This window comes from Streptomyces sp. NPDC088794 (genome assembly GCF_044750545.1).
GTDB lineage: Bacteria > Actinomycetota > Actinomycetes > Streptomycetales > Streptomycetaceae > Streptomyces.
Genome location: NZ_JBIVKB010000001.1, coordinates 38142 through 59757, shown reverse-complemented (window position 1 = coordinate 59757; position 21616 = coordinate 38142). Strand labels below are relative to the sequence as shown.

At 70.6% G+C, this 21616-nt stretch carries 18 protein-coding genes; 8 read left to right on the top strand and 10 right to left on the bottom strand.

The genetic code is table 11. The features are described from left to right. Positions 1-96 precede the first annotated feature (96 nt). On the top strand, positions 97-2340 hold the full coding sequence (locus tag ACIP6U_RS00245; RefSeq protein ID WP_401710604.1) for a glycoside hydrolase family 9 protein: 2244 nt from the start codon (positions 97-99) through the stop codon (positions 2338-2340). Here the strand turns inward: ACIP6U_RS00245 and ACIP6U_RS00240 are convergent. Both ACIP6U_RS00240 and sigJ read right to left on the bottom strand, forming a co-directional pair. Further along, on the bottom strand, positions 2321-3865 hold the full coding sequence (locus ACIP6U_RS00240; RefSeq protein WP_401710602.1) for a cytochrome bc complex cytochrome b subunit: 1545 nt from the start codon (positions 3863-3865) through the stop codon (positions 2321-2323). The genes ACIP6U_RS00245 and ACIP6U_RS00240 overlap by 20 nt on opposite strands. Further along, a complete protein-coding gene (sigJ, locus tag ACIP6U_RS00235) occupies positions 3862-4797 on the bottom strand; it encodes an RNA polymerase sigma factor SigJ (protein WP_401710600.1) in 936 nt (311 codons plus the stop codon). The genes ACIP6U_RS00240 and sigJ overlap by 4 nt, the downstream gene beginning before the upstream one ends. A 167-nt stretch (positions 4798-4964) precedes the next feature. On the opposite strand from sigJ, the gene ACIP6U_RS00230 reads away from it, so the two are divergent. Both ACIP6U_RS00230 and ACIP6U_RS00225 read left to right on the top strand, forming a co-directional pair. Then, a complete protein-coding gene (locus tag ACIP6U_RS00230; RefSeq protein ID WP_401710597.1) occupies positions 4965-6575 on the top strand; it encodes an MFS transporter in 1611 nt (536 codons plus the stop codon). Further along, positions 6575-7204: a hemerythrin domain-containing protein gene (locus ACIP6U_RS00225; RefSeq protein ID WP_401710595.1), complete on the top strand. Its 630-nt coding sequence runs from the start codon at positions 6575-6577 to the stop codon at positions 7202-7204. Before ACIP6U_RS00230 ends, ACIP6U_RS00225 begins: the two co-directional genes overlap by 1 nt. A 100-nt stretch (positions 7205-7304) precedes the next feature. On the opposite strand, the gene ACIP6U_RS00220 is transcribed toward ACIP6U_RS00225, so the two are convergent. After that, entirely contained in the window at positions 7305-7799 is a 495-nt protein-coding gene (locus ACIP6U_RS00220; RefSeq protein WP_401710592.1) for a methylated-DNA--[protein]-cysteine S-methyltransferase, read from the bottom strand. A 146-nt stretch (positions 7800-7945) separates the two neighbouring features. On the opposite strand from ACIP6U_RS00220, the gene ACIP6U_RS00215 reads away from it, so the two are divergent. The 3 genes from ACIP6U_RS00215 to ACIP6U_RS00205 all read left to right on the top strand — a co-directional run bounded on the left by ACIP6U_RS00215 (position 7946) and on the right by ACIP6U_RS00205 (position 10676). Further along, positions 7946-8191, top strand: a complete 246-nt coding sequence (locus ACIP6U_RS00215) for a hypothetical protein (RefSeq protein ID WP_123996220.1) — start codon at positions 7946-7948, stop codon at positions 8189-8191. A gap of 3 nt (positions 8192-8194) precedes the next feature. Next, positions 8195-8572, top strand: a complete 378-nt coding sequence (locus tag ACIP6U_RS00210; RefSeq protein WP_123996219.1) for a toxin Doc — start codon at positions 8195-8197, stop codon at positions 8570-8572. 490 nt (positions 8573-9062) lie between these two features. Continuing rightward, positions 9063-10676, top strand: coding sequence for an RICIN domain-containing protein (locus ACIP6U_RS00205; protein ID WP_401710588.1), 1614 nt, complete (start codon positions 9063-9065; stop codon positions 10674-10676). 51 nt (positions 10677-10727) lie between these two features. Here ACIP6U_RS00205 and ACIP6U_RS00200 read toward each other — a convergent pair whose 3' ends face one another. The 4 genes from ACIP6U_RS00200 to ACIP6U_RS00185 form a co-directional block, all read right to left on the bottom strand. Next, complete coding sequence (locus ACIP6U_RS00200; RefSeq protein ID WP_401710585.1) at positions 10728-11897, bottom strand: lactate 2-monooxygenase; 1170 nt, start codon at positions 11895-11897, stop codon at positions 10728-10730. Between the two features lie 104 nt (positions 11898-12001). Beyond that, positions 12002-12697, bottom strand: coding sequence for an alpha/beta fold hydrolase (locus ACIP6U_RS00195; RefSeq protein WP_401710582.1), 696 nt, complete (start codon positions 12695-12697; stop codon positions 12002-12004). Then, a complete protein-coding gene (locus ACIP6U_RS00190; protein WP_401710580.1) occupies positions 12694-14292 on the bottom strand; it encodes a purine-cytosine permease family protein in 1599 nt (532 codons plus the stop codon). Before ACIP6U_RS00190 ends, ACIP6U_RS00195 begins: the two co-directional genes overlap by 4 nt. 159 nt (positions 14293-14451) lie before the next feature. After that, positions 14452-15015: a hypothetical protein gene (locus tag ACIP6U_RS00185; protein WP_401710577.1), complete on the bottom strand. Its 564-nt coding sequence runs from the start codon at positions 15013-15015 to the stop codon at positions 14452-14454. Positions 15016-15339: 324 nt separating this feature from the next. Between ACIP6U_RS00185 and ACIP6U_RS00180 the strand changes: the two genes are divergently transcribed. After that, complete coding sequence (locus ACIP6U_RS00180; RefSeq protein WP_401710574.1) at positions 15340-15777, top strand: protease inhibitor; 438 nt, start codon at positions 15340-15342, stop codon at positions 15775-15777. A 182-nt stretch (positions 15778-15959) separates the two neighbouring features. Here the strand turns inward: ACIP6U_RS00180 and ACIP6U_RS00175 are convergent, their stop codons facing one another. Then, entirely contained in the window at positions 15960-16382 is a 423-nt protein-coding gene (locus ACIP6U_RS00175) for an STAS domain-containing protein (protein WP_401710570.1), read from the bottom strand. Positions 16383-16586: 204 nt separating this feature from the next. Beyond that, positions 16587-18095 (bottom strand): MFS transporter, encoded by a 1509-nt coding sequence (locus tag ACIP6U_RS00170; protein WP_401710567.1) that lies wholly within the window; start codon positions 18093-18095, stop codon positions 16587-16589. 154 nt (positions 18096-18249) lie between these two features. On the opposite strand from ACIP6U_RS00170, the gene ACIP6U_RS00165 reads away from it, so the two are divergent. Next, a complete protein-coding gene (locus ACIP6U_RS00165; protein ID WP_401710564.1) occupies positions 18250-18777 on the top strand; it encodes an SRPBCC family protein in 528 nt (175 codons plus the stop codon). A gap of 25 nt (positions 18778-18802) precedes the next feature. Here ACIP6U_RS00165 and ACIP6U_RS00160 read toward each other — a convergent pair whose 3' ends face one another. Then, positions 18803-21616 (bottom strand): NHLP bacteriocin export ABC transporter permease/ATPase subunit, encoded by a 2814-nt coding sequence (locus ACIP6U_RS00160; protein ID WP_401710561.1) that lies wholly within the window; start codon positions 21614-21616, stop codon positions 18803-18805.

Here is a 21616-nt window from a genome sequence, read left to right as displayed (position 1 = left end):
CACGACACGAACAACATGAACCGCGTCCGCATCTGGGAGCGCTCCCACCTGAGCGATGGCGAGCGTCACCCGCACCTCCGCCCGAGGAGCCCAGACGTGAAACGACGCAGAACCGCCCTGCTGAGCCTGACGGCCCTGCTGGGAGCCCTGCTCACCGCGCTGCCGGCCGGTCCGGCCGCCGCCGACGAGGTCGAGCAGCTCAAGAACGGCACCTTCGACACCACCACCGAGCCCTGGTGGACGACGAGCAACGTGACCGCGGGTCTGTCCGCCGGACAGCTCTGCGGGGATGTGCCGGGCGGCACCACCAACCGCTGGGACGCCGCCGTCGGCCAGAACGACCTCACCCTCGTGAAGGGCGAGTCGTACAAGTTCGCCTTCACCGCGAGCGGTTCGCCCGCGGGGCATGTGGTGCGGGCGGTCGTCGGGCTCCAAGTAGCGCCGTACGACACGTACTTCGAGGTGAGTCCGGAGCTGAGCGTGTCCGGTGACAGCTACGCGTACACCTTCACCTCGCCCGTCGACACCACTCAGGGGCAGGTCGCCTTCCAGGCCGGTGGGAGCGCCGACGCCTGGCGGTTCTGCATGGACGACGTGTCGTTGCTCGGAGGGGTCCCGCCGGAGGTGTACGAGCCGGACACCGGACCGCGGGTGCGCGTCAACCAGGTCGCCTATCTGCCCTCGGGCCCGAAGAACGCCACGCTGGTCACCGACGCGACGGCGAAGCTGCCGTGGCAACTGAAGAACGCGGGCGGCACCACGGTCGCCCACGGCTGGAGCGTGCCGCGCGGGGTCGACGTCTCCTCCGGGCAGAACGTCCACTCGATCGACTTCGGCGGCTACCGCAGGCCGGGTAAGGGCTTCACGCTGGTCGCCGACGGGGAGACGAGCCGCCCGTTCGACATCGGCACCAGCGCGTACGAGCAACTGCGGGTCGACGCGGTGAAGTACTACTACACGCAGCGCAGCGGCACCGCGATCCGCGACGACCTGCGCCCGGGGTACGGCCGGGCCGCCGGTCACCTCAACTCGGCGCCGAACCAAGGCGATTACAACGTCCCCTGCCAACCCGGCGTCTGCGACTACACCCTTGACGTCACCGGCGGCTGGTACGACGCGGGCGACCACGGCAAGTACGTCGTCAACGGCGGCATCGCCACCTGGGAGTTGCTGAGCACGTACGAGCGCTCGCTGCTGGCCCGCACCGGGCACCCCGGCAGACTCGGTGACGGCACCCTCGCCCTCCCGGAGAGCGGCAACAAGGTGCCGGACGTGCTCGACGAGGCACGCTGGGAGCTGGAGTTCCTGCTGAAGATGCAGGTGCCGGACGGGCAGCCGCTGGCCGGCATGGCCCATCACAAGATCCACGACGAGCAGTGGACGGGCCTGCCCCTGCTGCCGAGCGAGGACCCGCAGAAGCGCGAGCTGCACCCGCCGTCCACCCAGGCGACCCTGAACCTGGCGGCGACGGCGGCCCAGGCGGCCCGTCTGTACCGCCCCTACGACCGCGCCTTCGCGGCGAAGGCCCTCGCGGCGGCCCGCAAGGCATGGTCCGCGGCCCTGGCCCATCCCGCGATGTACGCCTCCGAGAGCGACGGCACCGGCGGCGGCGCCTACCCCGACACGAACGCGACCGACGAGTTCTACTGGGCGGCGGCGGAGCTGTATCTCACGACGGGGGAGCGGGAGTTCAAGGACCACGTCCTCGAATCCCCGGTCCACACCGCCGACATCTTCGGCAGCCTCGGCTTCGACTGGGGCCGCACGGCCGCCGCCGGACGCCTCGACCTCGCGACCGTGCCGAGCCGGCTGCCCGGCCGCGACAAGGTGCGCGCGTCGGTGGTCAAGGGCGCCGACGGCTACCTGACCACGCTCAAGTCGCAGGCGTACGGCATGCCGTACGCCCCGACCGACAACGTCTACGACTGGGGCTCCAGCCACCAGATCCTCAACAACGCGGTCGTCCTCGGCACCGCCTACGACCTCACCGGCGCATCCAAGTACCGCGACGGCGCGGTGCAGAGCATGGACTACATCCTCGGCCGCAACGCGCTGAACATGTCGTACGTCACCGGCTACGGCGAGGCCAACTCCCATAACCAGCACAGCCGTTGGTACGCCCACGAGCTGGATCCCAACCTCCCGAACCCGCCGCGGGGCACCCTCGCCGGCGGCCCGAACTCCTCCATCCAGGACCCCTACGCACAGAGCAAACTCCAGGGCTGCGTCGGCCAGTTCTGCTACATCGACGACATCCAGTCCTGGTCCACCAACGAGACCGCGATCAACTGGAACGCGGCCCTTGCCCGGATGGCGTCCTTCATCGCCGATCAAGGCTGACCTGATCCGGGTCGACCCGGTCGGGTTCGGCCCGGTCGCGGTGGGACTCACCGCCCACGAGCTCCCCCGGGCGCTCATGGGCGGTGAGAGTGTGCAGGCGGGCCTGGTCCAGCGGCTGGTGCACCTCGACGTACTCACCGTGCGGCAGCCGTTTGATCAGGCCGGTCTCCCGGCCGTGCAACACCAGCTCCCGGTCCCGGAGCTGGAGCCCCAGACAGATCCGGCGGGTTACCACGAACACGACGGCCGGCAGGACGAACACCGCGATCCGCACCGTCCAGGTGACGGTGTTGATCGACAGATGGAGACGGGTGGCGACGATGTCGTTGCCGCCGCCCGCCAGCAGGATCAGGTAGAGGCTGATCCAGGCCGCGCCGATCGCGGTGCGGGTGGGGCGGTTGCGCGGGCGGTCCAGGAGGTGGTGCTCCCGCTTGTCGCCGGTGAGCCGGGACTCCAGGAACGGATAGACGCCGATGAAGACGAGGAGGAGCGGGAAGACGACCACCGGGATCAGCACGCCGAGCACCAGGGTGTGCCCCCACAGGGTGATCTCCCACCCCGGCATCACGCGCACCAGGCCCTCCGCGAAGCCCAGGTACCAGTCGGGCTGGGCGCCCGTGGAGACCTGGTCGGGACGGAAGGGGCCGTACACCCAGACCGGGTTGATGGCCGCCACGGCCGCGATCAGGGTGAGGCCGCCGAAGACCAGGAAGAAGAAGCCGCCCGCCTTGGCCAGGTAGACCGGCATGAACGGCGTGCCGACGACGTTGCGTTCGGTCTTGCCAGGTCCGGCGAACTGGGTGTGCTTGTGGTAGACGACCAGCAGGATGTGCACCACCACCAGGGCGGCCATGACCCCGGGGATCAGCAGGACGTGCAGCGAGTAGAAGCGCGGCACGATGTCGTGGCCCGGGAACTCGCCGCCGAACAGGAACATCGAGAGATACGTCCCGACGATCGGGACCGACAGCAGCGCGCCGTTGACGAACCTGAGGCCGGTGCCCGACAGCAGGTCGTCCGGCAGCGAGTAGCCCATCAGGCCCTCGAACAGGCCGAGGAACAACAGGGTCCAGCCGAACACCCAGTTGAGCTCGCGCGGCTTGCGGAACGAGCCGGTGAAGAAGTGCCGCATCATGTGCGTGAGCATCGCCGCGACGAAGATCAGCGCGGCCCAGTGGTGCAGCTGCCGGATCAGCAGCCCGCCGCGCACGTCGAAGCTGATGTCGAGCGTGGAGGCGTACGCCTCGGACATCCGGACGCCGTTGAGCGGGACGTAACTGCCGTGGTACGTCACCTCGTTCATCGACGGATGGAAGAAGAGGGTGAGGTAGACGCCGGTCAGGATCAGCACGACGAAGCTGTACAGGCAGATCTCGCCGAGCAGGAACGACCAGTGGTCCGGGAACACCTTGCGCAGGTACTTCCGGCCGAGGGTGTGGATGCCGAGGCGGCCGTCGAGCCAGTCGGCGACCCGTTCGCCCTTCGACGCCTCCTGAGGGTTCGACGCCTCCCGAGTCGCGGTCACGCTTCCTCTCCGTCCTTCTCGATCCTGTCGTCCGTCTCGTCCTTGATCACGTGCGTGAGCTTGTCGGGATTGGTGACGATGTAGACGCCGTTGATCCGGTCGCCCTCGTCGGTGAGGTCCATGACCATCACGGCGTACGCGGCGTCGCCCTCGAACAGCACGACGGCGTCGTCGCCGTTGACGCGGCGGTAGCGCAGGTCCAGGCCCCGCGGATCGTGCCGGGAACCGAACTTCGTGATGAGGCGGGCCGCCTTGTCCCGGCCGTGCACCGGCCGCAGCCCCGCGGGCTTGCGGTTGCCGCCGCCGTCCGTCCAGACCGTGACGTCCGGCGCGAGGATCTCCAGCAACGCGGAGATGTCCCCGCCGAGCGCGGCCCGCACGAACCGCTCCGTCGCCTCCCGCCGTACCCGTGGATGCGCCCGGTACAGCGGCCGCCGGGCGTGCACATGGGCCCGCGCGCGGTGCGCCAACTGCCGTACGGCCGCCGGGGTCCGGTCGATGATGTCCGCGATCTCGGTGTGCGGATACCCGAAGACCTCGTGGAGCACGAACACCGCGCGTTCCAGCGGGGTCAGGGACTCCAGGACCACCAGCATCGCCAGCGACACCGACTCGGTGCGCAGGGCCGGGTCGTCGGCGCCCGCCTCGTCGCCGACCAGCGGCTCCGGCAGCCACGGGCCGACGTACGTCTCGCGGCGGCGGGTGATCACGGTCCGGCGCTGGAGGGCGTGGTTGACGGCTATGCGGACCAGGTAGGCGCGGGGGTTGGTGATCCCCTCGGCGCCCCGGCCCGACCACGACAGCCAGGTCTCCTGCAGCACGTCCTCGGTGTCCGCGACGCTGCCGAGCATGTTGTAGACGAGGCCGAACAACAGCTCCCGATGGTCCATGAAGGCATCGGTCGCCTGGTCGGTGACATGGGTTTCGGACATAGGTGGGCCTCCCCGCTGAGCGCTCACTACTGCGAGGGCCGCAAGGGGTCGGAATGTGACAGCGGACGGCCCGAATGTGACCTATGCCTCACAGAAAAGGCGGCGCGTCACACTCGGCGACCGGCCCGCCCTCTTGAACGCGAGTCCAACGCAAGGAGACCGACATCGTGTTCAAGAAGTGGCACGGCAACCCATGGGCGATCCTGATCACCCTCTCTCTCGGGTTCTTCATGACCCTCCTCGACCTGACGATCGTGAACATCGCGATCCCCGACCTGGGCGCGGATCTGGACGCGTCCCTCGACGAGATCCTCTGGGTCGTCAACGCCTACACGCTGGCGCTGGCCGTCCTGCTGATCACCGGCGGCCGCCTCGGCGACCTGCGCGGCAAACGCAACCTGTTCGCCACTGGAGTCGCCGTCTTCACCCTGGCGAGCCTCGCCTGCGGGCTGGCCCAGGACCCGACGCAGCTCGTCGCCTTCCGGGCCGTACAGGGCCTGGGCGCGGCGCTGTTGATGCCCCAGACCCTGTCGATCATCACCGAGGTGTTCCCGGCCGAGCGGCGCGGTGTGGCGATGGGCATCTGGGGCACGGTCGCCGGGGTGTCCGGCGCCCTCGGGCCCATCCTCGGCGGCGCTCTGATCACCCACCTCAGCTGGCGGTGGATCTTCTTCGTCAACCTGCCGCTGGGCGCCCTCGTCCTGCTGCTGACGGCCACGATCATCCCGGCCGGCCGGCGCACGGTCCGCCACCGCCTCGACACCTTCGGCGTGGCACTCGCATCAACTGCCCTGTTCTGCCTGGCCTTCGGCCTCACGGAAGGCCAGCGCTACGACTGGAACCGCTGGATCTGGGGCCTGTTCGTGCTGGCCGGCGTGTTCTTCGCCGCGTTCCTGCTGCACGAGCGCGGCCAGCAGACCAAGGAACCCCTCGTCCCGTTCTCGCTCTTCCGCGACCGCAACTTCACTCTGATCAACTTCGTCGGCGTCACGGTGTCGTTCGGCGTGGTCGGCATGTTCCTGCCGCTGACGATCTACCTCCAGTCCGTCCTCGGCTACAGCGCCCTCAAGTCCGGCCTGGTGCTCCTGCCCGTGGCCCTCGGCTCGTTCGTGACGGCGGGGCCGGCCGGAGCGCTCGCCGACCGGATCGGCGGCAAGTTCATCCTGATGGGCGGGCTGCTCGCGTGGGCCGGGGGACTGGTGTGGGTGGTGTCCGTCGCCGACGCCGGCTCGAACTGGCCGAGCATCGCCTTCCCGCTCCTGCTCACCGGCCTCGGCGTCGGCTGCACCTTCGCCCCCATGGCCGCCGAGGTCATGCGCGGCGTCCCGGCCGCCCTGGCCGGTGCCGCGTCCGGCGTCACCAACGCACTGCGGCAGGTCGGTTCGGTGCTCGCGGGCGCCGTCGTCGGCGCCGTGCTCCAGGCGCAGCTGTCCTCGGCGCTGACCGACCGGGCCCGGGAGAGCGCCGGCGGGCTGCCCGCCGCCTACCGCGACTCCTTCGTCGGCGCCTTCTCCCGGGCCGAGGCGGACGTGAGCGCCCAGCAGCAGGCCGGCACCCCACAGGGGGTCCCGCAGGACGTGGCCGAGCGCATGCGCGCCCTCGGTGGCCAGGTCTTCGGCCACGGCTTCGTCGACGCGATGGGCCCCGCCGTGTACGTGTCCGCCGCGGTCCTGCTGGCCGGAGCGCTCGCCTGTCTCGCCGTACGCCGGTACCGCGGCCCGTCCGCCAACCCGCACGCCCTGCCCGTGTCCGAACCCGAGCTGGAAGAGGCCGCCTGATGACCGAGACCCGTACGGAAAAGATCGACTTCACCGCCATGTACGCCTCCCACGACGCCTTCCGGCGCGACCTGGAGCGCCTGGGCCAGGCCGTGGCCGACGGCCGGGCGAACACTCCCGGGGTGCGCGCGGGTTGGGACAACTTCACCCACCAGCTGCACATCCACCACACCGCCGAGGACAGCGGTCTGTGGCCGCGCGTGCGGGACCGTGTCGCCGGGCGCCCGCGCGATCTGGCCCTGCTCGACGACATGGAGGCCGAGCACTCCCGCATCGACCCGCTGCTCGCCGCCGTGGACACGGCACTGCGGGACCAGGCTCCCGAACTCCCGGACCTGGTACGGGCGTTGACGGCCACGCTCGACGACCACCTCAAGCACGAGGAGGACAGCGCGCTCCCGCTCATGCAGGACGTGCTGACCAAGGCCGACTGGGCCGCCTTCACCGGCCGCATCCGAGAGACCCAAGGCCTGCGCGGCGCCGCGGTGTTCGTGCCCTGGGTGGTCGACGGCGCCCCGGAGACAGACCGAGCGGCCTTCCTGAACTCCATGCCACCCCCGGTCCGCGTCCTCAACCGCCTTTTCTGGGAGGGCGGTTACCGCCGAAGGGGCCTGTGGGCCGAACACTGAACAGCCCGAACGAATGCAGGTCCGGTTCCACCGTGCCCCGTAAGGGGCGCGGGGAACTGCGCGACCAGCCACGACGGCGCGGCAGGAAAACGACGGCCAATCACAGCAACGTCGGTTGAAGCGCACCCTCGTGCGTCAGCAACCGCACCTTGCACTCGACCCCGCCCGCATACCCCCGCATCGAGCCATCCGCACCGATCACACGGTGACAAGGCCGAACCAGCAGCAGCGGATTCGCGCCCACCGCCGCACCCACCGCCCGGACCTCGCCGCGCGGCACACCGAGCCGCTCGGCGAGCCGCCCGTACGTCGTCGTCTCGCCGTACGGGATGTCGTCCAGCGCCCGCCACACCCGCTGCTGGAACTCCGTCCCCGCGGGGGCGAGTTCGAGCGCGAAGCGGGTGCGGCGGCCGGCGAAGTAGTCGGCGAGCTGCCGGGCGGCCTCGCCGAACGCGGTGTCGTCACGGCGCCACTCCGCGCGGACGGCGGGCGCGTTCCGCTGCCCCGGCAGGGACAGCGAGGTCAGCCGCGGGCCCTCGCCCACGAGCAGCAGTTCCCCGAGCGGGCTGTCGATCGTCCTGTACGTCGTTTCCATGGCTCCAGTCTGCTGCGCCGAGCGCCCCGGGACCGGCGGGATTCGGACGTGGCGCTCGCACCGGAACCGCCCCTGACGGTACCTGGTCACAGGCGCTGTGAGCAGCGCGTATTTACGATCGAGTACCCCGGCGGTACCGTATGCGCATGCCAGCTCTGAATGTGGAGTTCAGCGATCGCGAACTAGAGGATCTGAGGCAGATCGCCAAGGAACGCGGTACGTCGATGAAGGCGCTCGTGCGCGAGGCGGCCGCGGCCGACATCGCCAGGCACCGCGCGCTGCAGGAAGGCGCCGAGGCTTTCCGGCGCTTCTTCGCCACGCACGCCGACGAGTTCGCCGCCGCCTTCCCGGACGACGAACCACCCGCGGCCGGCGAGGGGCGGGTCGCCTGAGCGATGGCACCCGTCATCCACATCGACGTGCCCTGGCTGCTCCAGCGGCACGAAGAGGTGCTGCCCGAGCAGCCCACGATCAACGACTTCTCCGCCCTGGTCGCCGCCGTCGCCCGGCACCGCGTCGATCCGCCCCGACTCGGCACGGACTCCGACCCCGCCTGGCGGGCCGCCGCGCTGCTGCACACGCTGGCCCTGCTCAAGCCCCTGCCGTCGGCCAACGCCCGGTTCGCCTGCGCGACGGCCGTTGCCTACATGTTCGTCAGTGACGTCGGTATCGATCCGCCCTACGGCGCGCTCGTCGACCTCGCCCGCGATCTGATCTCCGGCAAGACCGACGTCTACGGCGCGGCCGACCGGCTGCGCTCCTGGCAGATCTGAGGCCCGGAGATTCGAGAAGTGCGGTCCCGGGGCCGCCGACCGAGGGCGGGAGGAACAAGGTCGGCGGCCCGGATGGGCGCGGGAGAGCCGCCGTTCCGCGCCGGGCCTCCGAGAAGGGCCGGTCCCATCTGACTACGCCCGCGCACCCGGGGGGAGCGCACGTGGCGCTCCGGCGCGTGCGTGTGTTTCACACGGGGCGCATGGAATGCCGAATGGTGGCGAACACGATCCGACTAGCCGTCGTATCAGACTTCCGTTCAATGAGGCCGATGTTGCCCAAGTGCCTTGTTGGTCATGAGTGTGTTGTGCGAGGGTGAAGCACCTGTGCGGGGGGTAATGGCCGAACCTCGTTCGACCTATGGGGATCCGGGTCGGACGGACGTAGCTGAATTTCACGCTCCTCGTGCTCGCCGTCCAGAAGGTATGCACCACAGGGGGCCTTTCGGCGGTCACCGCTCACGTGCCCCATGTGTGGGAAGGAATCCGCTCCGTGTCCACCCCCCACCCCCCTCAGCCCCCTTACCCGCCGCCCGGCGGGGTTCCCGGAGAATCCGACGAGAACCTCGCGGCCATGCTCGGCGGCCGTCCCGACGGTGAGGTCACCCATTCCGTCGCGCTGCTCATGGCGCGCCACTGGCCGGCGGCCCACGACTACGGGTCCATCTGCCTCGCCTCCTCGGGCGACGTCGTCTCCATGGTGACCTCGGCCGCCTTCCACCAGGTGCTCGACCGGCTGGCGCTGGGCGAGCCCGGCGTCGCGCTGCGCCCAAGGATTCTGCTGGCCGTGCGGGACACGGCCCGGGTGTGGTCCGCCGAGGACCGAATATCCGCGGTTCTGCCGCAGTTGCAGAAACCCGCCGGCGGGCGCGGTATGCGTGACGCCAAGTCGATGACGCCCGATAACCGCAAGCTGGCGGAGCGTTCATTTCACGCTCTTCCCGGACTCGCCCGGTGTTTGCTGTGGCACACCGAGGTCGAGGCGGAACCGATTTCCGTTCCCGCCGGACTGCTCGGCATGGATACCGACAGCGCGTCGGCGGCACTCGAACAAGCGCGGGAAAAACTCCGCGAGGGTTGTGTACATGCCCATCGGGAACTCGCCCCGTCCAAGGAATGCAGCTACTACAGCCGCCTCCTGGATGTTTCGCTGCGCCGGGGCGGCACCCTGCTGCCGGATGTCCAGCAGCATCTGTCGGTGTGCCGCTACTGCCGTTTCGCGGCCGAACAACTGGGCCAATTCGAGGGCGGGTTGGGGGTGCTCCTGGCCGAGGCGGTACTGGGCTGGGGTGCCCGCCGCTACGTGGACTCCCGCCCCGGGCGTACGCCGGGGGAGTCCCGCGGCGCGCGCAACGTCGGCCGGCACGGCGGCGGACGCCACCGGGTCCTGCCCCGGATCACCCTGCCGCTCCGCCGTCCGCCGGGATCGCCGAGGGCCTCGCGCACTCTGATGACCGGCGTGGGCCTCGTCTCGGCCGGGGTGATCGTGACCCTGGTCGCCGCCGGCATGTGGTCCCACGACAGCGGCGTCGACCCGGCCGCCTCCAACAGCGCGAGCGACGGCACGTCACCGAGCGCCGGGACCCAGTCGTCCCCGGGTACCGCCAAACTCCCCACGGCCGGCGGCCGGTCCAGGCTGCGCAACGTGGCGGCCGGCCTCTGCCTCGACATCAAGGGCACGGTACGGGCCGGCGCCGGGGCCGAACTGGCCACCTGCTCCGGCGTCCTCACCCAGCAGTGGACGTACGGCGACGACGGGCTGCTGCGCAGCGCGGCCGACCCCGATCTGTGCCTGGACTCGCACGTGGACGCCGGTGTGGTCGTCCTCGGCACCTGCGCCGACGAGAAGGCCAAGCGCGGCGACGACGTCCGCTACGACTTCACCGTGCAGGGAGAGGTGGTGCCCCGCTGGGACGACAGCCTCGCCCTCGCCGCCACCACCGGCGACCCCGGTGCGGACATCGTTCTCAAGGTGCGGGACCGCTCCACCGGGCAGCGCTGGGTGGGCGACGCGCAGACCACGGCGAGCCCCAGCTCGCTCGCGGTCACGCGGACCGAGGAACCGCCCGCACAGCAGCCGGCGGAGCTGAACCGCCGGACGGCGTAAGGGGAGTGCGACGACCGCGAGGACGTCGCACGGGACGGGACGGCGCGCCGGTCAGCCGGATTCCTCGGTGAGGTCGGCGGCGCCGATCGTGGCGGGCGTGGCATGTCCCGAGAGGGCGAGGGTGAGGTCCAACTCGGCGAGCAGGCAGCGGATCACGTGCTCGACGCCCGCCTGTCCGTCGAGGCCGAGCCCATAGACGTAGGGCCGCCCCACGAGCACCGCCCGGGCCCCGAGCGCGAGGGCCTTGAAGACGTCGTCGCCGGTGCGGACGCCGCTGTCGAACAGGACGGTCAGCCGGTCGCCGACCGCCTCGACCACCCGGGGCAGCGCGTCGGCCGCCGCCACGGACCCGGCCACCTGCCGGCCCCCGTGGTTGGAGACGACCACGCCGTCCATCCCTGCGTCGGCGGCGAACCGGGCGTCGTCGGGGTGCAGGATGCCCTTGAGGACGATCGGACCGTCCCAGTTCTCGCGCAGGAACGCCAGGTCCGGCCAGGTCTTGCCGGGGTCCGAGAACATGCCGACGAAGTGCATCACCGCCGCGTTCGGGTCCTCGGCGACCGGCTTGGCGAGGCCCGCCTGGAAGGCCGGGTCGGAGAAGTAGTTGGCCGTGCCCACGCCGTGCAGGAACGGCAGATAGGCCTGGTCGAGATCGCGCGGGCGCCAGGCCAGCAGCGGGGTGTCCAGCGTGACGACCAGCGCGGTGAACCCGGCCGCCTTCGCCCGGTTCAGGAAACTCCGGGCCACCTCCGGATCCTTGGGCCAGTACAGCTGGAACCAGCGCTCGGCGTCCCCCATCGCCTCGGCGACCTGCTCCATGGGCGTGCTGGACGCGGAGGACAGGATGAACGGCACCCCCTGCGCGGCGGCGGCCCGGGCCGCGGCGGACTCGGCGTCGGGGTGCATGATCGACAGCACGCCGACCGGCGCCAGTGCCAGCGGCGCGGGCAGGGCGCGCCCGAGCACCTCGACCGACAGGTCCCGCTCGTGCACGTCCCGCAGCATGCGCGGCACGATCCGGCGCCGCTCCAGTGCGGCCCGGTTCGCGCGCGCCGTGCTGCCGTCACCGGCGCTGCCCGCGACATAGCCGACCGGGCCGGGGCCGAGCCGCTGCTCGGTGATCTCCTCCAGCCGGGTGAGGTCGGTGGGCAGCCGCGGCACGGCCCCCGACATCCCGTTGAGATAGATCTCGTACTGGAAGTCCGCCCAGTGCTTGCCCATGGGTCCATCCCGCCTCTCGTCGCTGAGAACGCGCTGCATCCGAACGATACTGGCGAGTAGGCGCAGGTCCGAGACCCGGGGCGGGCGTCAGCGGTTGGCGGGCGTCAGCGCGCGGTGCCCGACTCGTGCAGGATCCGGGCCAGTTCGGCCGGCTCGGAGAACATCGGCCAGTGACCGGTGTCCAGGTTCACCAGCTCCCACCGCTCACCGCGCAGCAACTCGGCCACGGAAGGCGGCGGTTCCGGACCGTCCAGGAGGCACTTCACGTACGTCGAGGGCAACTCGCCCGGGGAGCCGGTCAGCACGGCCGGTTCGGTGAGCGGGGCGCCGGGGTGCGGGGTGCCGCCGGCGAGGATCCGAGCGAGCTGCTCCTCCGTGAGGCCCTGCCCCGCGTAGTCCTCGGCGTCGAGCGGCGGCCAGAAGCCGTCGTGCTCGTCGATCGCCTTACGGACGTGGTCGCTGGGCCAGTCGTCCAGGAAGGACTCTCCGTCGGTCGGGAGGTTCGCATCGATGTACACGACTCTGCGCAGCCGGTCCCCGATCCGCTCGGCCGCTTGGCCGACAGGAACACCTGAGTAGCTGTGCCCGACCAGGACCACATCGCGCAGGTCGAGCCGCTCGACCTCGTCGACGATGTCCTGGACGTGCGTCTGCTGCCCGGCCGGGAGCCCCCGCTTCTCGGCCAGTCCCGTCAGGGTCAGGGGATGAGGTTCGTCCCCGGCCGCGCGCAGCCCGTCCGCCACCTCGTCCCACGCCCACGCGCCCAGCCAGGCGCCCGCCACCAACACGAATCGAGTCATGCCCGCAACGTAGCGGAGGGGTCTGACAACGCCCCCTCGTCGGCTTCCGCGCCGGGACCCGTGATCGGCGGCACCGGCACCTCCACGGTCCGGGCCAGCCGCGCGCCCTCGGGCCCGTACACCGCGCGGGGCTCGGGGAAGAGCCGCAGCAGCGACAGGAACAGCACCGCGGCCACCACCAGGGACAGCGGCAGGCTGATGTCGACGCCGTTGGCCAGATCGCCGAGCGGGCCCACGAACTGGCCCGGGATGTTGGTGAAGAGCACGCCGATGACGGCGGAGACCCACCAGGCGGTCATGCCCCGCCAGTTCCAGCCGTGCGCGAACCAGTAACGGCCGCCGCGCTGACGGCGGTTGAAGACCTGGAGCGCGTCCGGGTCGTACCAGCCGCGCCGGGTGAAGAAGCCCAGCATCATCACGACCATCCACGGCGTGGTGCAGGTGATGATCATCGTGGCGAAGGTCGAGATCGACTGCACCAGGTTCAGGCCGAACCGGCCGACGAAGATGAACGCGATCGACAACACGCCGACCAGCACGGTCGCCTGCACGCGCGAGAGACGCGGGAACACCGACGAGAAGTCCAGGCCGGTCCCGTACAGCGCGGTCGTCCCCGTCGACATGCCGCCGATCAGGGCGAGCAGACACACCGGCAGGAAGTACCAGGTCGGCGAGATCGCGAGGAGTCCGCCCACGAAGTCGGGGGCCGCCGGGTCGACGTACTTCGGGGCCTTCGTCGCGATGATGCTCGCGGTCGTCAGGCCGAAGAGGAACGGCACCAGCGTGGCGATCTGCGACAGGAACGCGGCGCCGACCACCCGGCGGCGCGGGGTGCTCGCCGGGATGTAGCGCGACCAGTCACCGAGGAAGGCTCCGAACGACACCGGATTCGACAGCACGATCAGCGCGGCGCCGATGAACGACGGCCAGAACAGCGACTGGGTCGCCGCGTCCGCCGAGTCCGTGAAAGTACCGGCGTACGACGGGTCGAAGTCGCCGGCGAAGGCGAAGGCGCCGACCAGGAACAGCACCGTCGCCGAGGTCACCGCCACCTTGTTGACGAACAGCATGAACCGGAAGCCGTACACGCACACCGCGAGGACCAGTACGGCGAACAGCGCGTACGCGACGACGTAGGAGAGGTCGCTGCGCGCCAGGCCGAACAGCCGGTGCGCGCCGCCCACCAGGGCGTCGCCCGAACTCCACACCGAGATCGAGAAGAAGGCGATCGCCGTCAGGAGGGACAGGAAGGAGCCCACCACGCGCCCGTGCACCCCGAGGTGCGCGGACGAGGAGACGGCGTTGTTGGTGCCGTTGACCGGGCCGAAGACGGCCATCGGGCACAGGATCAGCGCGCCCGCGACGACCCCGAGGAGGGTGGCGGCGAGCCCCTGCCAGAAGGAGAGCCCGAACAGGATCGGGAAGGCGCCCAGCACACAGGTCGAGAAGGTGTTGGCACCGCCGAAGGCGAGCCGGAACAGGTCGAGCGGGGTCGCGGTACGGTCCGCGTCGGGGATGCGCTCGACGCCGTGCGCCTCCACCTCGGTCAGGGACGGGGGCGGCGCGGCGGGGGAGTTCGAGGGCAGGGACGACAAGGTGGGCTCCGGCGGGGCTACAGGCGTGGAGCGCGGGGGTCGGCGCGGGCGGTCGGGACGGCCGTGGCGACTCGCTGGGGGTGGGCGAGGAGACGGGTGGCGTCCGGCGGGCGTCTGCCGACGTTAAGGCCCGGGACGCCACCCGTACCAGTGGACGTTTCATCCATCTTCGGCGTCCTTGGTGGACGAATCATTCACCTCCTCGACGTCCGGACCCTGGGCCCGCACCCGCTGGACGTGCTCGAGGGAGTCCCGCAGTTCGGCGAGCCAGTCGTCGGTGTGGCGCTCCACCAGCCGCACGCACCAGGCGAGGGCCTCGCTGCGGCTGCGGGCGACCCCGCCCGCGATCAGGGTGTCGAGGACCTGGCGCTCGGGCTGGCGAAGGCGGGTCATGACGGGCGCGGCGATGTGCGTGAACAGGGCGCGCTCGCCGCCCACTTCCACACCCCAGGAGACCTTCCGGCGGAACCGGTGCTCGGCCTCGCGGGCCACCTCGATCCGTGCCTCGCGCGTGCGCTCGCGGAACTCCTGGACGCGGCCCTGTATCGCGGCCTCGCGCTCGGCCGCCGAGGCGTCCTCGGCGAGCGCGGGTTCGGGGACCCGGCCGATGACGGTGATCTCCTCGCGGTCGACCGTGAGCTCGACCGGTCCCTCGAAGAGGTCGTCGGGGATGCGGCCGGCGAACCAGCCGCGCACCTTCTCCTGCTGCTCTGTCGTAATCATGTAATGACGATTACTCGCCCCCTCCGTGAACGCAAGGGGTCGCGGCGGAGTCAGCCGACAGCTCAATCGGAATGTTTCAGGCCTATTAACAAGGCCAGGTAAATCGGCCAGTCGGCCGTTTTCGGCGATCAAGAACCGTGCGGTTCCTGGGTTCGTACGTTCGAAAGCCGTAACTTCGCGCCACTGATTCAATACGCAAGGTTACTGAAACGCATGGGGTCGAGGTGTGTTTCCGCCGCGGACTCGGCAGACTCGCGCTCGCCGGTCCGGCACCAACCCGATGAGGTCCGGCTCACCCTCGAAACCAGCGGAAGGATGCACACAATGCGGAACACCGCGCGCTGGGCAACGACCATCGCCCTCACGGCCACCGCCGTCTGCGGCCCCCTCACCGGAGCCGCCCTCGCGGCCCCGGTCACCACCGCCCCCGCCTCGCTCTACGCCCCCTCGGCCCTGGTGCTGACCATCGCCCACGGCGACAGCTCCGCCACCGCCGCCCCGCAGCGCGCGGTCACCCTGACCTGCGCCCCCACGGCCTCCGGCACCCACCCGGCCGCCCGCCTGGCCTGCGCCGAACTGCGCGGTGTCGACGGGGATCTCGACGCGCTGGCGGCGAGAGACGACGTGCTGTGCACCAGGGAGTACGACCCCGTCGTCGTCACCGTCGACGGCGTCTGGCAGGGCAAGCGCGTCTCCTACGAGCGCGCCTTCGCCAACGACTGCGTGAAGACCTCCTACGGGACGAGCGTCTTCAGCTTCTGAGACCGGGGTCGCGTGGTCCCCGCGTCCACGTGACGCGGCTCGCGGATGGGGAGTGCGAGCTCCGGACGCGGGGACCCCGGCGATCTCGCACCAGGGGTCGGCGGGCGGTGTGGGGCTGCCCGCCGGCCCCTGGCTTTTCTATGTCGGTGCCCTTCTGCGCCTTCGCTGCCTTCTGTGTCTTTCTACGTCCGTTCCTCGGGCCCTTCCGGCAGGCCGGGGAGCGGTGGAAAGCGGTGCAGCAGTCCGGCCCCGGCCAGCAGTCGGTGCAGGCGCGGGACATCCGAGACGATCCGCAGCCGGCCGCCGCGCTCCCTGGCCCGCGCCTCGGCCCGGCACAGGACGCGCAGGCCCGAGCAGTCGAAGAACTCCACCGCGCGCAGGTCGACCAACACGTCCGGTGCGGCCCCCGAGGTCGCCGCGTCCAGGTGTTCGCCGAGGGACTGCGCGGTCGCGAGATCGATCTCGCCGAGTGCCTCGACCACGGTGAAGGGGCCGTCCGCCCGGGTCCGGGCGTGCGCGTTCGCCGCGGGCGGCGCGGAACCGACGAGCTCCGCGGCCGGGCCCTCGGAGGGTTCGGGGACGCGGTCGTAGGAATCCGGCGTCATGTCCGCTCCACCTGGCAGGCGCATTCGATCTCGGTAGTTACCCCGACGGGGCGCCGACCATCCCTGTGCGGCGGTCCGCAAGACCGGGTTCACTCGACCCGGTGAATTGCGGCGGAATCGCTTGACGACAGACAGGGAAGAGGGACCACTCGTCTCCCTGCGGACGGGTGGCCCCTCGGTCTGGTGCGGCTCAGGTGCGGGTGATCACATGTGGACGACCGGTGCGGCGTTCTCGTCCTGCTGCGGCACTCCGCGGCGGAAGAGCAGGAAGGTGATCACGGCACCCGCCGCGAACATGCCCGCCGACCACCAGAACGCGGTGGTGTAGCTCTCGATCGTCGCCTCGGCCTGGACCAGCTTGCTGGTCGCGTCCTTGCCGACCAGGTACGAGGTCGCGGCGCTCGCGGCGAGCGTGTTCAGCAGCGCCGTACCGACCGAACCGCCCACCTGCTGCATGGCGTTGACGGAGGCGGACGCGACACCCGCGTCCTCGGCCGCCACCCCGCCGGTGGCCAGCTGCATGGCCGGCGGCATGACCAGGCCGAGGCCGATACCGGTGATGATCAGCTGCGGCAGCACCGCGCTGACGTAGCTCGACCCGTTGTCGATCCCGGTCAGCCAGGCCATGCCGAGCGCGGCGACCGCGAAGCCCAGCGGAACGATGACCTTCGGGCCGATCCGCGGTACCAGGACCGTGGTGCCGAGCTGGGCCGCCACCATCAGCGCCGCGACCATGGGCAGGAACGCCACACCGGTCTTCGTCGGGCTGAAGCCGAGGTTGAGCTGGAGGTAGTAGGTGAGGAACAGGAAGACACCGAACATGCCGCCGCCGGAGATCAGCAGGGCCAGGAACGAGGCCCCGCGGTCACGGTCGAGCAGGATGCGCAGCGGCAGCAGCGGGTGCTCCGCCCGGTTCTGCCACCAGGCGAAGGCGGCCAGGAGTACTACGCCCGCGATCAGAAAGCCCCAGGTGAGGGGCGAGCCCCAGTCGTGAGTCTCGGCGTTGGAGAAGCCGTAGACCAGCGAGAACAGACCGCCGGCGACCAGGATCGTGCCCGGCACGTCGAGCTTGGAGTTCCCGGCGTCACGGTGGTTGGTCAGCAGCATCCAGCCGGCCGCGAAGGCGATGAAGGCGATGCCCACGTTCACGTACAGGGTCCAGCGCCAGTCGAGCGCGTCGGTCAGCAGACCGCCGAGCAGCAGGCCCACCGCGCCACCGGCACCGGCGATGGCGCCGTAGACGCTGAACGCCCTGGCCCGCTCCCGTGCGTCGGTGAAGGTCGTGTTGAGGATCGACAGCGCGGCCGGTGCGAGCAGTGCGCCGAAGGCGCCCTGAAGGGCGCGGGCGACGACCAGCATGCCGAAGCCGTTGGCGGCGCCGCCCAGGGCGGAGGCGACGGCGAAGCCGACGATGCCGATCAGGAAGGCGGTCTTGCGGCCGAAGAGGTCGGCGATCCGGCCGCCGAGCAGCAGCAGGGACGCGAACGCGAGGGCGTAGGCGGTGACGATCCACTGCCGGTTGCCGTCGTTGAAGCCGAGGTCGGCCTGGGCCGACGGCAGGGCGATGTTCACGATCGTGGTGTCGAGGACCACCATGAGCTGTGCGAGGGCGACGACCGCGAGGATCCACCACCGCTTGTTGGTCGACGCGGCGGTCCCCGCCGACGTCTCGACTCCCTCGCGGGAGCCCTCGGTAAGGGTCTTCTCGGACATGGAGAACCACTCCAGGGAAAGTCGTTCGGAGGTGTGGGCAAAAAGCTGGTAAACGAAACGGTTTCGTACACGTCGAGGCTAGACCACTTTCTGCGAAACGGCAACGTTTCGCTTCAGGGGTTGCCCGAGAGGGCAGTCGAGGAAGGAATCCGCTATGGCCACAGAGCTCACCGGCACCTATCTGACCCGGGACGACGGCCGTCCGGCCGTCCGCTTCAGCCGCATTCACGATCACCCCGTCGCGCACATGTGGCAACTCGTGACCGACGCGGGCGAACTCGCCCGGTGGTTCCCGTCCCGGGCCGAGATCGAGCTGCGTCCTGGCGGCACCATCACCTTCAGCGGCGATCCGAACATGCCGGAGTCCACCGGCCGGGTGCTCGCCGTCGACGCGCCCCGGCACCTGTCCTTCGCGTGGGGCGGCGACGAACTCCACTTCGATCTGGAGGAGTTGGACGACAAGCGCACCCGCTTCACCCTCACCGACGTCCTGGAGGCCGCCGACACCGCCGCCCGCAACGCCGCGGGCTGGGAGGTCTGTCTGGCCGCCCTCGACGCGACGGCGCGGGGCGAGCGGTCCGAGGGGCCGCACGCCGGGACGACCGCTTCCTGGAAGGAGTTCTACGCGGCATACGTCGAGGCCGGCGTGCCCTCCGGAGCACCTGTCCCCGGCCTGGACTGAGCCTTCAGAGCTCTGGGCCGAGCCCTTACGCCAGCTGTCGGCGCACCAGTTCGTGCAGCCGGCCGCCCGTGTCCGCGAGCAGTTGGGCGGGTGGGCCCTGCTGGGCGACCTTGCCGTCCTCCATCACGATGACGCGGTCGGCGTCGAGCACGGTCGACAGGCGGTGGGCGATGACGACGCGGGTGGCGTTGAGGGCCTTGGTGGACTCGATGACCGTCCGTTGGGTCTCGTTGTCGAGGGCGCTGGTCGCCTCGTCGAAGAAGAGGATCCGGGGCCGGCGGATCAACGCCTGGGCGATCATGAGGCGTTGACGCTGACCGCCGGAGACCGAGCCGCTGCCCGAGACGATCGTGTGCAGCCCCATCGGCATCCGCTTGATGTCCTCGGCGAGCCCCGCCATCTCGGCCGCCGCCATGGCCTCCTCCGGCGTGTACGGCTCGGTGCCGCAGATGACGTCCAGGATCGAGCCCGTGAACGGCTGCGCGTGCTGGAGCACCACACCGCACTGCCGGCGCACCGCCGACTGGTCGAGTGCCGCCAGGTCCTGACCGTCGTAGAGCACATTGCCCGAGACCGGCTTGTCGAAGCCGATCAGCAGCCGCAGCAGCGTCGACTTGCCGCAGCCGCTGGGGCCCACGATCGCCACGAACTCGCCCGGGCGGATCGCGAACGACACGTCGTCCAGCACCAACGGCGCGTCGTCCGCGTACCTGAAGGAGAGGCCGCGCGTCTCGATCGCGCCCGTCAGCGGGCCCGGCCGGGTGCTCGCCGTGCGTACCTCAGGGGTCGCGTCGAGGACCGGCCTGATCTCCTCGAAGAGGGGCAGTGCGGACACCACCGAGACGAAGGCGCCGGTGAGTTGGGTGACCGAGGTCAGTAGCATCGTCACCGAGGTGTTGAAGGTGAGGAAGGCCGCCGCCGACATCGACCCGCGCGCCGGACCGGCGAGCAGCATGAACATCAGCAGGGTGCACAGGGGGAGATAGACCGCCCCCATCACCGTCGTGAGGTTCTTGATCCGGCCCACCCGCTGCTGGAGCTCACGGCTGCGCGCGAACTCCGAGGCCCAGGCCGCGTACGCGTAGTTCTCGGCGGCGGCCACCCGCAGCTTCGGCAGGCCGCGCAGGGTCTGGAAGGCCTGGTTGTTCAGCTTGTTGCTGAGGACCACAAGGCGGCGCTGCCAGCGCACCTGCCACAGGCCCAGGCCCAGGAAGGCCCCCGCGATGACGACGAGCATGCCGATCGCCGCCAGCGCCATCGACGGGCTGTACCAGAACAGCAGCCCCAGGTTCATCGCGCCGATCGTGAGCGACTGGGCGACGGTGGGCCCGATGCCGGCCATCATGCGGCGGATCGCGCTGATGCCCATCGCCGCGCTCGCCAGTTCGCCGGTCGAGCGCTCCGTGAAGAACTTCGTCGGCAGCCGCAACAGACGGTCCCAGACGGCCGGTTGGAGCGTGGCCTCGATGCGGCCCTCCAGTCGGAGGATGGTGAGGTTCTCCAGCAGCATGAAGGCCGCCGCCACCACGCTGGTCATCATCACGGCCAGACAGACCTGCACGATCAGATGCGTCTGCGCCTTCGGCACGAACTCGCCCAGCACCTTGCCGGTCGCGATCGGCACCAGCGCGCCGATCGCCACGGTCACCAGACCGCCGAGGAGCAGGCTGGTGAGGTCGTTGCCGGTGCCCTTCATGCTGAACCGCAGCAGCTTCAGGGGGCTCAGGCCGTGATCGGGCAGCGGACGATAGAACATCACCGCGCGCGGCTCGAACTCCTCCGCGTTCGCCTTCTCGATCGGCGTCTCACGGCCCGTCGCCGGATGCACGGCCACATATCCGCCGCGCCGCCACAGCAGCGCGACCGGCGCCCCGGACAGGGCCCGGTGTCCCACCAGCGGCCCGATGTTGTCCCGCCACCAACGGCCGTCCAGGCGTACGGCCCTGGTCCGCACCCGGGAGGCGATCGCCACCTGCTCCACCGGGTCGAGCCGGTCGCTCTCCGTACCGCTGCGCGCGGGCTCGGACAGGGTGATCCCGGCGGCCTGGGCGACCAACTTGCAGGCCGCGTACGAGGCGTCGGCGTCCGCGGCCGTGGTGCGCTTGGAGGACTTGCCGATGGAAGCGAGCAGCGTGCGGTCGGCCTGGGCGCGCACGGCCTCACCGGCCTTGATACCGGCGGCGGTTCGGGTCTCGTGGGTGCGCTCCAGCTGCTCGATCCAGCGGTCCAGGGTGGTCAGCAGCCGGTACTGCTGGTCGACCATGCTCTGCCAGAGCCCCGGGTCCATCAGCAGGTCGGCAGCGGCCTCGGCGCCGTACAACGAGCCGTACTGCACGCTGCCCGGCGGCACCTGCATCCAGAAGACGTCGTCGTCGGTCAACTCGGCGGCGCGTTCGCCGGCCGTCGGTGCCTGGAAGAGGACGGACAGACTGCGTCCGACGCCGAGGGCCAGGGCGTACTCCAGCGGGCTCGTCGTCGGCGGGACGTACTGGGCGTTGCCGTACTCGTCGTAGGACCAGGTCTGGGTGTCGGCCGTCTGGTAGAGCTCGCGCAGGCCGATGCGGTGGACCACGCAGTCGCGCAACGGGCGGGCGACCAGGGTGTGTTGGGGTCCGGCCACTGGTCCCAGGAGGAGCGAGCCCGCTCCCAGGCGGCCGAGGTGGTGCCAGTGGCCCTGCTGGACGGCGTCCACCGCGAACAGGTCCAGGCTGCCCGCCGTGATCAGCCACAGCACCTGCGGGCCCTCCAGGTCGAGCCGGGTCAGACCCGAGCAGTCGACCAGCGTGCCCATGGAGCCGAGTGCGCCGACTACGAGGTCGCCTTCGTGTGCCGTCGTCAT

Excerpts from the sequence above, each read along its gene's own strand:
- sigJ (WP_401710600.1), bottom strand. The coding sequence starts at position 4,797 with ATGTCCGAAACCCATGTCACCGACCAGGCGACCGATGCCTTCATGGAC.
- ACIP6U_RS00225 (WP_401710595.1), top strand. The coding sequence starts at position 6,575 with ATGACCGAGACCCGTACGGAAAAGATCGACTTCACCGCCATGTACGCC.
- ACIP6U_RS00220 (WP_401710592.1), bottom strand. The coding sequence starts at position 7,799 with ATGGAAACGACGTACAGGACGATCGACAGCCCGCTCGGGGAACTGCTG.
- ACIP6U_RS00215 (WP_123996220.1), top strand. The coding sequence starts at position 7,946 with ATGCCAGCTCTGAATGTGGAGTTCAGCGATCGCGAACTAGAGGATCTG.
- ACIP6U_RS00210 (WP_123996219.1), top strand. The coding sequence starts at position 8,195 with ATGGCACCCGTCATCCACATCGACGTGCCCTGGCTGCTCCAGCGGCAC.
- ACIP6U_RS00200 (WP_401710585.1), bottom strand. The coding sequence starts at position 11,897 with ATGGGCAAGCACTGGGCGGACTTCCAGTACGAGATCTATCTCAACGGG.
- ACIP6U_RS00195 (WP_401710582.1), bottom strand. The coding sequence starts at position 12,697 with ATGACTCGATTCGTGTTGGTGGCGGGCGCCTGGCTGGGCGCGTGGGCG.
- ACIP6U_RS00185 (WP_401710577.1), bottom strand. The coding sequence starts at position 15,015 with ATGATTACGACAGAGCAGCAGGAGAAGGTGCGCGGCTGGTTCGCCGGC.
- ACIP6U_RS00180 (WP_401710574.1), top strand. The coding sequence starts at position 15,340 with ATGCGGAACACCGCGCGCTGGGCAACGACCATCGCCCTCACGGCCACC.
- ACIP6U_RS00175 (WP_401710570.1), bottom strand. The coding sequence starts at position 16,382 with ATGACGCCGGATTCCTACGACCGCGTCCCCGAACCCTCCGAGGGCCCG.
- ACIP6U_RS00170 (WP_401710567.1), bottom strand. The coding sequence starts at position 18,095 with ATGTCCGAGAAGACCCTTACCGAGGGCTCCCGCGAGGGAGTCGAGACG.
- ACIP6U_RS00165 (WP_401710564.1), top strand. The coding sequence starts at position 18,250 with ATGGCCACAGAGCTCACCGGCACCTATCTGACCCGGGACGACGGCCGT.
- ACIP6U_RS00160 (WP_401710561.1), bottom strand. The coding sequence starts at position 21,616 with ATGACGACGGCACACGAAGGCGACCTCGTAGTCGGCGCACTCGGCTCC.